The following is a 13,064-nucleotide window of genomic DNA, read 5'->3' as shown; positions in this document are numbered from 1 at the left end:
AGGAGAGGTCCTCCGCCCGGGCGGCTCCGTGCGCGTGCGGCCGTGCGGCCGGGTGACCGGGGGCCGGGGTCAGTGGCGGCCCGGCTTGCCGGTGTTGCCGGCGACGGTGCCCGGCGGGAGGGTGATGCCGCCGTTGACCAGGCCGCCGTCGGTGGTGCCGCCGTTCGGCCAGCCGTTGTTGCCGCCGTTGGGCGTGCCGTTGTTGCCGCCCTGGGCGTTGTCGCCGGAGGGGGTGGAGGGGCTGTCGCCGGGGGTGGGGGACTGGGTGGGCTGCGGGATGTCGACCCGCTGGAAGCTGACCGGGGCGCTGCCGCTGAGGGCGTCGTTCATGGCCTGCTGCCAGATCGGGCCGGGGCCGTCGGCGCCGTAGACCGCGGGGCGGTAGAGGCCGCCGATGCGGATCTTCTTCATCGAGACGTTGCCGCCGACGCCGCCGAGCCAGACCGAGGTGGCCAGGTCGGGGGTGTAGCCGGTGAACCAGGCCGCGAACCGCTCGTCGGTGGTGCCGGTCTTGCCGGCGATCTGGCGGCCGTCGTCGAGGCCGAGGGCGGAGCCGGTGCCCTTCTCGGTGACGCCGAGCAGCAGGGTGTTGATGCCGTCGGCGGTGGTCTGGGACATCGCCTGGTTGCAGTTGGCGTCGGGGACCTTCAGCTGCTTGCCGTCGGAGGCGGTGACCGCGGTGATCGCGGTCGGGGAGCAGTAGAGGCCGCGGGCCGCGAAGGCCGCGTAGGCGCTCGCCATCTGGAGCGGGCTGACCTCCTGGGTGCCGAGCGTCATCGAGGCGATCTGCTGGATCTGGGTGCCGTTGGCCAGGGTGCTCAGGCCGAGCTTGTCGGTCATCTGCTTGACCGGGCAGAGGCCCATCTGCTCTTCGAGCTGGATGAAGTAGGTGTTGACCGACTTCTGCATGGCGACCTGGAGGCTGTACGGGCCGACCTCGCTGGTCGACTCGTTGGCCAGCTTCTCGCCCTTCGGGTTGCTGGTGGTGCCGTCGCAGGTGGTCATCTTGGGGTAGACCATCTCGTTGGGCGAGGGGAATTCCTGGCTGATCGGGATGCCGGACTCCAGGGCGGCCGCGGCCACGACCGGCTTGAAGGTCGAGCCGGGGGAGAAGCCGCTGCCGCCGCCCATCGACGCGCCGACGTTGAGGTTCAGCACGGTCTGGTTCTTCGAGGTGTCCAGGCCGTACGGGCGGGTCTGCGCCATGGCGAGGATCTTGCCGGTGCCGGGTTCGACCATGCTGCCGGCGGCGGACACCGGGTCGGTCACGTAGACCTTCTTGGTGACCGCGTTGTACATGGCGGCCTGCTTGTCCGGGTCGATGGTGGTGTTGATCTTCAACCCGCCCTGCGCCCAGAGCTTCTGGCGGTCCGCCGCGGTCGCGCCGAACGCCGGGTCCTGCTTGATCACGTGGCGCACGTAGTCGCAGAAGAAGCCCATGCCGTTCTGCGCGGTGATGCAGCCGTTCTGCGGTTCGGAGTACTTGATGCCGAGCGGGGCGTCGAGCGCGGCCTTGGCCTGCTCGGGGGTGATGTGCTTGTACTCCAGCAGCTTGTTGATCACCGTGTTGCGGCGGGTCTGCGCGGCCTGCGGGTGGGCGATCGGGTCGTACGCCGTGGGGTTCTGGACCAGGCCGGCCAGCATCGCGGCCTCGGGGACGGTGAGGTCCTTGGCGCTCTTGCTGAAGTACCGGTTGGCGGCGGCCTCGACGCCGTACGCCTGGTGGCCGTAGAAGGTGATGTTCAGGTAGTTGGTGAGGATCTGGTCCTTGGTCAGGTCCTCTTCCAGCTTGATGGCGTACTTGAGCTCCTGGATCTTGCGGCCCAGGCTCTTCTTGGTGGCTTCGAGGAAGGCGGCCTGGTCGTCGCCGGCCTGCTCGACGAAGACGTTCTTCACGTACTGCTGGGTGAGCGTGGAGGCGCCCTGCGCGGTGGTGCCGGACTCGGCGTTCTTGGTGGCGGCGCGGAGCACGCCCTTGAGGTCGATGGCGCCGTGCTCGTAGAAGCGGGCGTCCTCGATGTCGACCTGGGCCTGGCGCATCACCGGGGCCATCTGCTCGGCGGTGAGGATGGTGCGGTCGCGGTCGTACACCTTGGCGATCAGGCCGCCCTTGGCGTCGTAGATCATCGACGCCTGGGACAGGGTGGGCTGCTTGAAGTCGTCGGGGATGTTGTCGAACGACTCCGCGGTGTCCTTGGCGGTCAGGCCGAAGGCCCCGACCGCGGGCAGCGCCATTCCGGCGACCAGGACGCCGGCCAGGACCGAGCCGCCCAGGAACTTGACGCCGTGCCCTGCCTTGTCCATGAGGGAGCCAGTGGATCGCGAAGGTGCCATGGGGAGAACCCTACGTCGCGGAATCCCGTACAGGGGGGCAGGTGTTCGCCTACGCTTGTCACAGAACTGCGACAGCTTCGCTCTGTTCATCGTCATCACTCTTGTGAGTGATGAGCTTTGTCCGATTCGTGGCGCTATGTCCGTGATCCGGACGGGTGTAAAGCGGACTGCTGTCGCGCACCGTGACGAAAGCGCCCCTTCCGGCCTCGGCAAGGCCCCCGACCTGCGGTCACTCCAACGAGTGAGCTGCCGGACACCCATAGTCCGATCGGGTCATGCGAATTGGGCACACAGGGGCTGTTGCGTCGTCCCGTTCTTCCGTAACGTCCTCAACTGGCAACGGTGAATATGCCGTTGCCGCCGTGGGGGAGCCCCGAATCGGGAGAGGACGGCGCCGGGATGGGCTGGGTGGACGACTGGAGCGCGCAGGCGGCGTGCCGCACGAGCGATCCGGATGAACTGTTCGTGCAGGGGGCGGCGCAGAACCGCGCCAAGGCGGTGTGCAGCGGGTGCCCGGTGCGCACCGAGTGCCTCGCGGACGCGCTCGACAACCGGGTCGAGTTCGGCGTCTGGGGCGGGATGACGGAGCGCGAGCGGCGGGCGCTGCTGCGCCGTCGGCCGACCGTGGACTCCTGGCGCCGGCTGCTGGAGACCGCGCGCACCGAGTACGAGGAGTCGCTGGCGACCGGGGTGGTCCTGCGGGACTACGCCCAGGCGGTCTGACGGCTCGTCAGGATCACGTGCCGGACGGGTCGTCGGGGCGGTCGGTGGGGGAGCCGAGCCGGTCCCCGACGGCCCGCAGGCCGTCCAGGTCGTGGACGTCGCCGGGGAGGGCGGCCACTTCGACGATCGGCACGTCCGGGTAGACCGAGGCGAAGCGGTTGCGGGTGCGCCGCTCCCTCGTCATGATCTGCACCCGTTCGGCGTGCAGCCGCAGCAGCCCGGCGGCCAGGGTCTCGGCCTCGACGGTGGCGTGCGGGGTGCCGTTCTCCTCCAGGGCCTCGGCGGCGGCCAGCGCGCGTTCGGCGGTGAGCTGCGGGGCGCCGGTGGTGTGGACCCGGTTGAGCACCAGGCCGGCCAGCGGCATGTCGTCGGCGGCGAGCCGGTCGACGAAGTAGGCGGCCTCGCGCAGGGCGTCCCGCTCCGGGGCGGCGACCACCAGGAACGCGGTGCCCTCGGCCTTGAGCAGCTGGTAGGTGCGGTCGGCGCGCTCCCGGAAGCCGCCGAACATCGAGTCGGTCGCGGAGACGAACGTCTGGATGTCGCTGAGCAGTTGGGCGCCGAAGATCTTGCCGAGGGTGCCGGTGAGCAACCCCATGCCGACGTTGAGGAACTTCATCGCGGAGCGGCCGCCGACCTTGGCGGGGGCGGTCAGCAGCCGGATCACCCGGCCGTCCAGGAACGACCCGAGGCGGCTGGGCGCGTCCAGGAAGTCCAGCGCGGAGCGGGACGGCGGGGTGTCGACCACGATCAGGTCCCAGCGGTCCTCGGCGCGGAGCTGGCCGAGCTTCTCCATCGCCATGTACTCCTGGGTGCCCGCGAAACCGGCCGAGAGCGACTGGTAGAACGGGTTCTCCATGATCGCCTTGGCCCGGTCGGGCTCCGCGTGGGCCAGCACGACCTCGTCGAAGGTCCGCTTCATGTCCAGCATCATGGCCTGGAGCTCGCCCTCGCCGCGGGTGCCCCCGACCACTCGCGGGGTGTTGTCCAGCTCGCTCAGGCCCATCGACTGGGCCAGCCGGCGGGCCGGGTCGATGGTCAGCACCACCACGCGGCGGCCGCGCTCGGCGGCGCGCAGGCCGATCGCCGCGGCGGTGGTGGTCTTGCCGACGCCGCCGGAGCCGCAGCAGACCACGATCCGGGTCGCCGGGTCGTCGATCAGGGTGTCGATGTCCAGCCCGGTCATGCCGCTCCCCGCCGTTCCAGCCCGTCCGCGCTCATGCCGCTCCCCGCCGTTCCAGCCCGTCCGCGCTCATGCCGCTCCCCGCCGTTCCAGCCCGTCCGCGCTCATGCCGCTCCCTGCCGTTCCAGCCCGTCCGCGCTCACGCCGCTCCCTGCCGTTCCAGCTCGCCCGCGCTCACGCCGCTCCCTGCCGTTTCAGCTCGCCCGCCAGCCGGTACAGCCCGGCCAGGTCCATGCCCTCGCTGATCAGCGGCAACTCGTAGGTGGGCAGCTTGAGTTGCTGGATCTCGACGCGCTGGGCGCGTTCCAGCTCGACCCGCTCGGCGTGCTCCCGGGCCTGTTCCAGCAGCGGGTCGAGCAGCGGTTCCACGTTCGCCCGGACGGTCTCCGGCTTGCGCGAGCGCCCGCCCAGGCCGGCCTCGCCGAGGGCCAGCGCCACCTCCTCGCGGTGGTCGCCGTCGGCCGCCGCCACCGCCGCCGCGTCCAGTATCGGCGGGCGCACCAGGTTGACCAGCACGCCGCCCACCGGCAGGCCGGACTCGCGCAGGTCGGCGACGCCGTCCACGGTCTCCTGCACCGGCATCTCCTCCAGCAGGGTGGTGAAGTGCACCGCCGTCTCCGGGGAGCGCAGCACCCGCATCACCGCCTGCGCCTGGGAGTGGATCGGCCCTATCCGGGCCAGGCCGGCGACCTCGGAGTTGACGTTCAGGAAGCGGGTCAGCCGGCCGGTGGGCGGGGCGTCCATCACCACCGCGTCGTAGCGGCGGCGGCCGTCCGGGCCCTTGCGGCGGGCCGCCTCGCACGCCTTGCCGGTGAGCAGCACGTCGCGCACGCCCGGGGCGACGGTGGTGGCGAAGTCCACGAAGCCGACCTTCTGCAGGGCCTTCCCGGCCCGGCCCAGCTTGTAGAACATCTCCAGGTACTCCAGCAGCGCCTGCTCGGTGTCGATCGCCAGCGCGTGCACCTCGCCGTGGCCCTTGCCGGGCAGGCCGAGCTGGGCGGGCGTCACGGTGGCGATCCGGCGCTCCTCGTACGGCAGCGCGGCGATCTGGAACAGCTCGGCGATGCCCTGCCGGCCCTCCACCTCGATCAGCAGGGTGCGGCGGCCGTCGGCGGCCAGCGCCAGGGCCAGCGCGGCGGCCAGCGTGGTCTTGCCGGTGCCGCCCTTCCCGCTGACCACGTGCAGCCGGACGCCCTCCCAGTCGGGTTCCCGCGGCGGTGCCTGCTCGGTCGGCCCCGCAGTGCCGCTGGTGCCCGCCACGCCCGCTCTCCGTCCGTCGCTGTCCGTCGCCGTCCCCGGCGGTCGGTCCGGGGCTGCCCCCACCGCGAGGGTAACCAGCGCGGGGACCGGATGCCGGGAGCACCCCGGCGACCCCGGTGAATCATGCCCGCTTTGTGTCCCACCTCACACCGGCCCGGGCGGCTAGAGTCACCCCCATGACCAAGTGGGAATACGTCACCGTGCCGCTGCTCGTGCACGCCACCAAGCAGATCCTCGACACCTGGGGCCAGGACGGCTGGGAGCTCGTCCAGGTCGTCCCCGGGCCGAACCCGGAGCAGCTGGTCGCGTACCTCAAGCGCGAGAAGGAGTAGGGCATGGGCCAGGTCGAGCAGAGGCTCGCCGAGCTCGGGCTGACGCTGCCCGAGGTCGCCGCCCCGGTCGCCGCGTACGTCCCCGCGGTGCGCGACGGCGCGCACGTGCTGACCTCGGGTCAGCTGCCGTTCGTCGGCGGGAAGCTCCCGGTGACCGGCAAGGTCGGCGCCGAGGTCACCGCCGAGGACGCCAAGGAGCTGGCGCAGGTCTGCGCGCTGAACGCGCTGGCCGCGGTCAAGTCGGTGCTCGGCGACCTGGACCGGGTCGAGCAGGTCGTCAAGGTGGTGGGCTTCGTGGCCTCCGCCCCCGACTTCACCGGCCAGCCCGGTGTGGTCAACGGCGCCAGCGAGCTGCTGGGCAAGGTGTTCGGCGAGCAGGGCGTGCACGCCCGCAGCGCCGTCGGCGTGGCGGTGCTGCCGCTGGACGCGCCGGTCGAGGTCGAGTTGACGGTGCGGGTCCGGGACTGACCCGGACCCCCTGACGCACGGGGCCCGTCGCCGTTCGCGGTGGCGGGCCCCTCGCGTGCGCGCCGGCCCGGCGGTGGCGGTGGCCGGGCCGTCCCCGGGCGGCGGCTGCGGCGGCGGCTGCGGTTAACATCCGTGAACATGCTGGAGATGCCGCCGTCCTGGCCCGCCCGAATCCGCGCCCTGGCCGCCGGGGAGCTCACCCCCGTGCCGCCCAAGCCGTCCGCCACCGTGGTGCTGCTGCGCGAGGGCGCGGCCGGCCCCGAGGCGTACCTGCTGCGGCGGCGCACCACGATGGCCTTCGCCGGGGGCATGTACGCCTACCCCGGCGGCGGCGTGGACCCGCGCGACCGGGAGGTGCGCCCGCCGTGGGCCGGGCCGTCGCCCGCCGAGTGGGCCGGGCGGCTGGGGGTGGACGAGCCGACCGCGTGCGCGGTGCTGTGCGCGGCCGTCCGGGAGACCTTCGAGGAGGCCGGGGTGCTGCTGGCCGGGCCGGGCCCGGACACCCTGGTGGAGCCCCGGGACTGGGCGGCCGAGCGGGGCGCGCTGGAGCGGCACGAGGTGTCGCTGGCCGAGTTCCTGACCGAGCACCGGCTGGTGCTGCGCAGCGACCTGCTGGTGCCCTGGGCCCGCTGGATCACCCCGGAGTTCGAGGAGCGGCGCTTCGACACCTGGTTCTTCGCGGCGGTGCTGCCGCCCGGGCAGAGCGCCGCGGACACCGTCGGGGAGGCCGACCGGGTCGCCTGGCTCACCCCCGCCGAGGCGGTGGCCGGGTTCGAGTCGGGCGGGTTCGGGATGCTGCCGCCGACCGTCTCGGTGCTGCGCGAGCTGCTGCCGCTGCGCTCCGCGGCCGGGCTGCCCGCCGCGGCGGCGGCCCGCGCGGTGGTGCCGGTGCTGGGGCGGGCGGAGGTCTCCGGGGACCGCATGACGGTGCGCTGGAGCGGGTATGACGAGCTGACTATCGACGGAGTGTTCCCGGCGTGAGAACCTTCCCCCGGAACGATCACCGGCCCCGCCGGACCACCCGTTCCGGGACGGGCCCGCGTCGGCCCGTACCGTTGACCGAACAACCGCACCGACCGTCCTGACCTCGGAAGGAGACTCCGATGGCCCACAACGACGTGGCTCGCCGGACCTCGGCCACGCCCGCCCGCACCGTCACCCGCGCCGCCGCCTGCGACGAGGCCGCGCCCCGGGAGACCGTCCGCCTGCTGACCCGCGACCTGCCCGGTCGTCCCCTGGTCCGCCCGCTCCCGCTGCGCAGCCTCAGCCGCGCCGAACGGGACGCGGTGTGACCGGCAGCCGCAGTACGGCGGGCACCGCGTGAGCGGCCCGCTTCCGGGCGACCCCGCCGACACCGTCGGCGGGGTCGCCACCCCGCGCGCCCAGTGCCTGCTCGCCCCCAACCCGTCCCCGATGACGCTGGACGGCACCAACACCTGGCTGCTCTCCGAACCCGGCTCCGACCTCGCCGCCGTGGTCGACCCCGGCCCGCTCGACGAGGCCCACCTGCGCCGGATCGTCGACACCGCCGAACGGCAGGGCAAGCGGATCGCCCTCACCCTGCTCACCCACGGCCACGCCGACCACGCCGAGGGCGCCGCCCGGTTCGCCGAACTCACCGGCACCCCCGTCCGCGCCCTCGACCCGGCGCTGCGGCTCGGCGAGGAGGGCCTGCACGGCGGGCAGCGCCTGGACGTCGGCGGCCTCGACCTGCGGGTGGTCGCCACCCCCGGGCACACCTCCGACTCGCTGACCTTCCACCTGCCCGCGGACGGCGCGATCCTCACCGGCGACACCGTCCTGGGCCGCGGCACCACGATGGTCGCCCACCCCGACGGCCGCCTGGGCGACTACCTCGACTCGCTGCGCCGGCTGCACGCGATGGCCGCCGAGCACGGCGTGCGCACCGTCCTGCCCGGCCACGGGCCCGTCCTGGCGGACGCGCTCGGCGCCGTCGACTACTACCTGGCCCACCGCGCGGCCCGGCTCGCCCAGGTCGAGACGGCGGTCGAGGCCGGCTGCCGCACCGCCGCCGAGGTGGTCGCCCGGGTCTACGCGGACGTCGACCCGGCGCTGTGGCCCGCGGCGGAGCTCTCGGTCCGGGCCCAGCTCACGTACCTGGCCGACCGGGGCCTGATCCCGGAGGCGTGAGACCGGGGCGCGGGGAACCCCGCGCAGCGGGGGCGGAACGCGCGGGGAACCGCGCGCGGCGGGGGCGGAACGCCGACGAGGCCGCGACGACGGCAGTGGTTCGCCGTTCCTCGCGACCTCGCGGTGCGTTCGTGCTCGTGCGCGCGGGTTGCCCGCGCCCCGCGGCTGCGCGCTAGCGGGAGCGGCGGGAGAGCCGTTCGACGTCGAGCAGGACGACCGCGCGGGCCTCCAGCTTGAGCCAGCCGCGGCCGGCGAAGTCGGCGAGGGCCTTGTTGACCGTCTCGCGGGAGGCGCCGACCAGCTGGGCGAGCTCCTCCTGGGTGAGGTCGTGGGCGACGTGGATGCCCTCGTCGGAGGGGACGCCGAAGCGGCGGGAGAGGTCGAGCAGGGCCTTGGCGACGCGGCCGGGCACGTCGGAGAAGACCAGGTCGGACATCACGTCGTTGGTGCGGCGCAGGCGGCGGGCGATGGCCCGCAGCAGGGCGATCGAGACCTCGGGGCGGGCGTGCAGCAGCGGGAGCAGGTCGCCGTGGCCGAGGCCGAGGAGCTTGACCTCGGTGAGGGCGGTGGCGGTGGCGGTGCGCGGGCCCGGGTCGAAGAGGGAGAGTTCGCCGATCATCTCGGAGGGGCCGAGCACGGCGAGCATGTTCTCGCGGCCGTCGGGGGAGGCCCGGTGCAGCTTGACCTTGCCCTCGACCACGACGTAGAGCCGGTCGCCCGGGTCGCCCTCGTGGAACAGCGACTCACCGCGGGCGAGCGTCACCTCGGTCATGGAAGCGCGGAGCTCGGCAGCCTGGTCGTCGTCGAGTGCCGCGAACAGCGCGGCGCGCCGCAGAACGTCGTCCACGAGCTTCCTCCTGCTGGTGTCATGGGCAGTGCTACTCACCACCAAGGATGACGCATGTCGCTCCGATCATATGAGGAGGGGGTGTGCCGAGGTGGGGACTACGCGGCCATTCGCGCAGTTCGGGTGGGCGTCGCGGGCCCCGGGGACTACCCGCCGAGGGCCTGCCGGGCGAAGGCGCGGGTGCCGGCGACGTGGTGGCGGGCGAGGGCGGCGGCGGTCTCCGGGTCGCGGGCCCGGATGGCGTCGAGCAGCTGCTGGTGCTCGGTGCACATCGGGAGGCTGGTCTCGGCGTCGGAGGTGAGCCGGAACAGTCGGCGCAGGCGGCCGTCGAGCGGGGCCATCATGTCGCGCAGCAGCGGGTTGCCGGAGAGTTCGACGATCTCGCGGTGGAAGTCGGCGTTCAGGCTGACGGTCTCGCGCAGCCGGCCGGCCTCGGCTGCCCTGCGGGTGCGGGCCAGGACGCGTTCGAGGCCGCGGACGCCGGCGGGGGTGGCGTTCCGGGCGGCGAGGCTGGCGGCGAGCGCCTCCAGGGACTCGCGGACCGCGAAGAAGTGCTCGGCCTCCTCGGGGCCGAAGTCGGCGACGACGGCGCCGCGGCGGGCCTGGACGGTGAGGAAGCCCTCGCGTTCGAGGCGCTGCATGGCCTCCCGGACCGGGATCCGGGAGACGCCCATGCCGTCGGCGAGTTCGCGCTCGACCAGGCGCTGCCCGGCGGGGTACTCGCCCTCGATGATCCGCTCGCGCAGCTGGACGTAGACGAGGTCCGCCAGCGACTGGTGGGCGTCGCCGAGGGTGTCGGTCATCGGGTGGCTCCAGGCGGCAGCGGGCGGAGGCGCGGGCAGTAGATCAGATCATTCCAGATCGGTGCGGGCCGTCCCCTTGTCTGGTATTCGGTATACCAGATACCTTGGCGGCTCACCCGCCCCCACGAGCACCGGAGCCCGCCCGTGACCGCCCTCCCGCCAGGCCCGCACCTCCTGCTGGACGCCACCCTCCCGGACGGCTCCCGGGCCGACCTGCGGATCGCCGACGGCCGGATCGCGCAGATCGCCCCCGCCCCGGCCGGCCGCGAGCGTCCCGAGCCGGGTCCCGGCCGGGCCGTGCTGGACGGGGCGCTGCTGCTGCCCGCGCTGGTCGACGGGCACGCCCACCTCGACAAGACCTTCCTCGGCGCGCCCTGGCAGCCGCACCGCGCCACCGGCGGGCTGCGCGAGCAGATCGCCTCCGAGCGGACGCTGCGCCGCGAGGTCGCCGCGCACACCCCGGTGGCCGACCGGGCGGAGGCGCTGGCCCGCCGGATGGCCGCGCTGGGCACCGGCTTCGTCCGCTCGCACGTGGACGTCGACCCGGACACCGGGCTGGACCACCTGCACGCGGTGCTGGAGGCGCGCGAGCGGGTCCGGGAACTGATCGACGTGCAGCTGGTGGCGTTCCCGCAGAGCGGCGTGGTCGCCGAGCCCGGGGTGGCCGACCTGCTGGACGCGGCGCTGCGCGAGGGCGCCGAACTGATCGGCGGGCTGGACCCGTTCGGCTTCGACAACGACGTGGACGGCCAGCTGGACGTCATCTTCGGCCTGGCCGAGCGGCACGGCGCGGGCATCGACATCCACCTGCACGACGGCGGCGAGGTCGGCGCGGTGCAGCTGCGGGCGATCGCCGAGCGGACCGCCGCGCTGGGCCTGGGCGGGAAGGTCGCGGTCAGCCACGCGTACTGCCTCGGACAGCTGGCCGGGACCGAACTCACCCGCACCGCATCGGCGTTGGCGTCGGCCGGAGTGGCCGTGATGACCAACGGCCCGGCCCGGACGATGCCGCCGGTGAAGCTGCTGCACGAGCTGGGCGTGCTGGTGTTCGCGGGCTCCGACAACATCCGCGACGCGTGGTGGCCGTACGGCACCGGCGACATGCTGGAGCGGACCACGGTCATCGGGCTGCAGGGCGAACTGATGACTGATCAGGAACTGCTGCTGGCAGCCGAGTTGGCCACCGGGCACGCCGCCCGGGCGCTCGGCGTCGAGGAGTACGGGATCGCCGTCGGGCGGCCCGCGAACCTGGTCGCCGTCGCCGCGGGCTCGGTGCCCGAAGCCGTCGCCGCGCACCCCGAGCGGCTGCTGGTGCTGCACCGCGGCCGCACCGTGCTGGACCGCGTCAACGGCCTTGCGCAGTAGCGAAGTTCCCCCCCCCACGCACATCCGCAGCACCCCCGGAAGGACCCCCACCGTGACCCTCACCCCCTCCGCGGACCGGGCCGCCGCCCCGGCCGGACCGCCCGACCCGTCCGCCGCCCCGGGCCGGCTGGCCAAGGGCCTGATCGGCACCACCGACCTGGTGTTCTTCGTGGTCGCCGCGGCCGCGCCGCTGACCGTGCTGGCCGGGATCGCCCCGTTCGCGATCGGCGTCGGCGGGGCCTCCGCCCCGGCCGCGTACCTGATCTCGGGCGCGCTGCTGGTGCTGTTCGCCGCCGGGTTCACCGCGATGAGCCGGTACGTGCGCAACGCCGGCGCGTTCTACGCGTACGTGGCGCGCGGGCTGGGGCGGACCCTCGGCGTGGTCACCGCCTACGTGGCGGTGGTCAGCTACAACCTGATCACTCCCGGCGTGGCCGCCGCGTTCGGCTACTTCGCGGCCGACCACATCGAGCAGCGCACCGGCGCGCACGTGCCCTGGTGGCTGTTGTCCGGGTTGTGCGTGGTCGTGGTCGGCGTGCTCGGCTGGCTGAAGGTCACGCTGTCGGCGAAGGTGCTCGGCGTGGCGCTGGTGCTGGAGGTGCTGTCGCTGCTGCTGATGGAGGGCGGGGTGCTGGCGGACCGGGGGACGGCCGCGCTCGACCCGGTCTCCTTCGACCCCTCGCTGCTCACCCAGGCCGGGGTGGCGGGCATGTTCGTCCTGGTCATCGGCGCGTTCACCGGCTTCGAGGCGACCGCGATCTACGCCGAGGAGGCCCGCGACCCGGCCCGCAGCGTGCCGCGCGCCACCTTCGTCGCGATCGGCTTCCTGGCGGTGTTCTACGCCCTGGGCACCTGGATCGTGATGGGTGCCTACGGCACCGACGAGGCGGTCGCACAGGCCCGCGCCGACGGCGGCCCCGACCTGACCTTCCGGGCCGCCGAGCGGTTCGTCGGGCTGTGGCTGTCGGACACCATGCACGTGCTGATCATCGTGTCGGCGTTCGCCTCCGCGCTGGCCTTCCACAACGCCGCCGCCCGCTACCTGTACGCGCTGGGCCGGGAGGGCCTGCTGCCGCGCGGGCTCGGCCGGGTGTCGCCGCGGACGGGCTCCCCCGGCCGGGCGGTGCTGACGCAGTCGGCGTTCAACGCGCTGGTGATCGGCCTGGGCGCGGTGCTCGCGGTCGACCCGTACCTGGTGGTGCTGCTCTGGTCCAACAGCGTCGGCGTGCTCGGCATCATGGTGATGCAGGCGCTGGCGGCGGTCGCGGTGTTCGCGTTCTTCCGCAAGGACCGGCGCGGCATGTCGGCCTTCCGGGTGGTCTGGGCGCCGCTGCTGGCCGCCGCCGGACTGGCCGTCCTGGCCGTGCTCGCGCTGTTCAACTTCGACCTGCTGACCGGGCGCACCGGCCTGGTGAACTGGCTGCTGCTGGTGCCGCTGCCGGTGGTCGCGGCGGCCGGCTGGCAGGTCGCCCGGCGGATCCGGCGCACCGACCCGGAGCGGTTCGCCCGGCTGACCGAGGTCGACGTCGAACGCGACTGAGCGGGCGCGCGGACGGCGGCGGTCGGCCCCGGCGAAGGGCGGCCGCCGCCGCTGCGGCGCG

Annotated in this window: 13 protein-coding genes; 8 read left to right on the top strand and 5 right to left on the bottom strand. The window is 73.7% G+C overall.

What is annotated here, in order from left to right; all coding sequences use genetic code 11:
* Window positions 1-69 precede the first annotated feature (69 nt).
* The gene (locus tag ABD345_RS00140) at window positions 70-2,304 is read right to left on the bottom strand and encodes a transglycosylase domain-containing protein (RefSeq protein WP_344549552.1); all 2,235 of its coding nucleotides are present in this window, start codon (window positions 2,302-2,304) and stop codon (window positions 70-72) included.
* A 429-nt stretch (window positions 2,305-2,733) separates the two neighbouring features.
* Here ABD345_RS00140 and ABD345_RS00135 point away from each other — a divergent pair, with 429 nt between their 5' ends.
* Window positions 2,734-3,057 (top strand): WhiB family transcriptional regulator, encoded by a 324-nt coding sequence (locus tag ABD345_RS00135; RefSeq protein WP_030919726.1) that lies wholly within the window; start codon window positions 2,734-2,736, stop codon window positions 3,055-3,057.
* Between the two features lie 13 nt (window positions 3,058-3,070).
* Here the strand turns inward: ABD345_RS00135 and bagB are convergent, their stop codons facing one another.
* The gene (gene bagB / locus ABD345_RS00130) at window positions 3,071-4,240 is read right to left on the bottom strand and encodes an ATPase BagB (protein ID WP_344549551.1); all 1,170 of its coding nucleotides are present in this window, start codon (window positions 4,238-4,240) and stop codon (window positions 3,071-3,073) included.
* 171 nt (window positions 4,241-4,411) lie between these two features.
* Window positions 4,412-5,497 carry an ATPase BagA gene (bagA, locus tag ABD345_RS00125; RefSeq protein WP_486327085.1) on the bottom strand — a complete coding sequence of 362 codons (1,086 nt, stop codon included), beginning with the start codon at window positions 5,495-5,497 and terminating at the stop codon, window positions 4,412-4,414.
* A 176-nt stretch (window positions 5,498-5,673) separates the two neighbouring features.
* Here bagA and sp36 point away from each other — a divergent pair, with 176 nt between their 5' ends.
* The 5 genes from sp36 (at window position 5,674) to ABD345_RS00100 (ending at window position 8,448) form a co-directional block, all read left to right on the top strand.
* Entirely contained in the window at window positions 5,674-5,829 is a 156-nt protein-coding gene (gene sp36 / locus ABD345_RS00120) for a Sp36 family protein (protein ID WP_014136749.1), read from the top strand.
* A 3-nt stretch (window positions 5,830-5,832) separates the two neighbouring features.
* Complete coding sequence (locus ABD345_RS00115; protein ID WP_344549550.1) at window positions 5,833-6,297, top strand: RidA family protein; 465 nt, start codon at window positions 5,833-5,835, stop codon at window positions 6,295-6,297.
* 138 nt (window positions 6,298-6,435) lie between these two features.
* Window positions 6,436-7,278, top strand: coding sequence for an NUDIX hydrolase (locus tag ABD345_RS00110; protein WP_344549549.1), 843 nt, complete (start codon window positions 6,436-6,438; stop codon window positions 7,276-7,278).
* A gap of 122 nt (window positions 7,279-7,400) precedes the next feature.
* Window positions 7,401-7,589: a hypothetical protein gene (locus ABD345_RS00105; RefSeq protein ID WP_344549548.1), complete on the top strand. Its 189-nt coding sequence runs from the start codon at window positions 7,401-7,403 to the stop codon at window positions 7,587-7,589.
* A 28-nt stretch (window positions 7,590-7,617) separates the two neighbouring features.
* Window positions 7,618-8,448: an MBL fold metallo-hydrolase gene (locus ABD345_RS00100; RefSeq protein WP_344549547.1), complete on the top strand. Its 831-nt coding sequence runs from the start codon at window positions 7,618-7,620 to the stop codon at window positions 8,446-8,448.
* A 172-nt stretch (window positions 8,449-8,620) separates the two neighbouring features.
* On the opposite strand, the gene ABD345_RS00095 is transcribed toward ABD345_RS00100, so the two are convergent.
* Window positions 8,621-9,295, bottom strand: coding sequence for a Crp/Fnr family transcriptional regulator (locus tag ABD345_RS00095; protein WP_033220149.1), 675 nt, complete (start codon window positions 9,293-9,295; stop codon window positions 8,621-8,623).
* Between the two features lie 146 nt (window positions 9,296-9,441).
* Window positions 9,442-10,098 (bottom strand): GntR family transcriptional regulator, encoded by a 657-nt coding sequence (locus ABD345_RS00090; protein WP_344549546.1) that lies wholly within the window; start codon window positions 10,096-10,098, stop codon window positions 9,442-9,444.
* A 144-nt stretch (window positions 10,099-10,242) separates the two neighbouring features.
* Here ABD345_RS00090 and ABD345_RS00085 point away from each other — a divergent pair, with 144 nt between their 5' ends.
* Together ABD345_RS00085 and ABD345_RS00080 are read left to right on the top strand one after the other, a co-directional pair.
* Complete coding sequence (locus ABD345_RS00085) at window positions 10,243-11,463, top strand: amidohydrolase family protein (protein ID WP_344549545.1); 1,221 nt, start codon at window positions 10,243-10,245, stop codon at window positions 11,461-11,463.
* A gap of 52 nt (window positions 11,464-11,515) precedes the next feature.
* Window positions 11,516-13,003 (top strand): APC family permease, encoded by a 1,488-nt coding sequence (locus tag ABD345_RS00080; protein ID WP_344549544.1) that lies wholly within the window; start codon window positions 11,516-11,518, stop codon window positions 13,001-13,003.
* Window positions 13,004-13,064: the final 61 nt, after the last annotated feature.

The sequence above is a fragment of the Kitasatospora saccharophila genome (assembly GCF_039529925.1).
Taxonomy (GTDB): Bacteria; Actinomycetota; Actinomycetes; order Streptomycetales; family Streptomycetaceae; genus Kitasatospora; species Kitasatospora saccharophila.
Note: the sequence above shows the minus strand (reverse complement) of the source record. Positions and strands in the feature narration are given on the sequence as shown.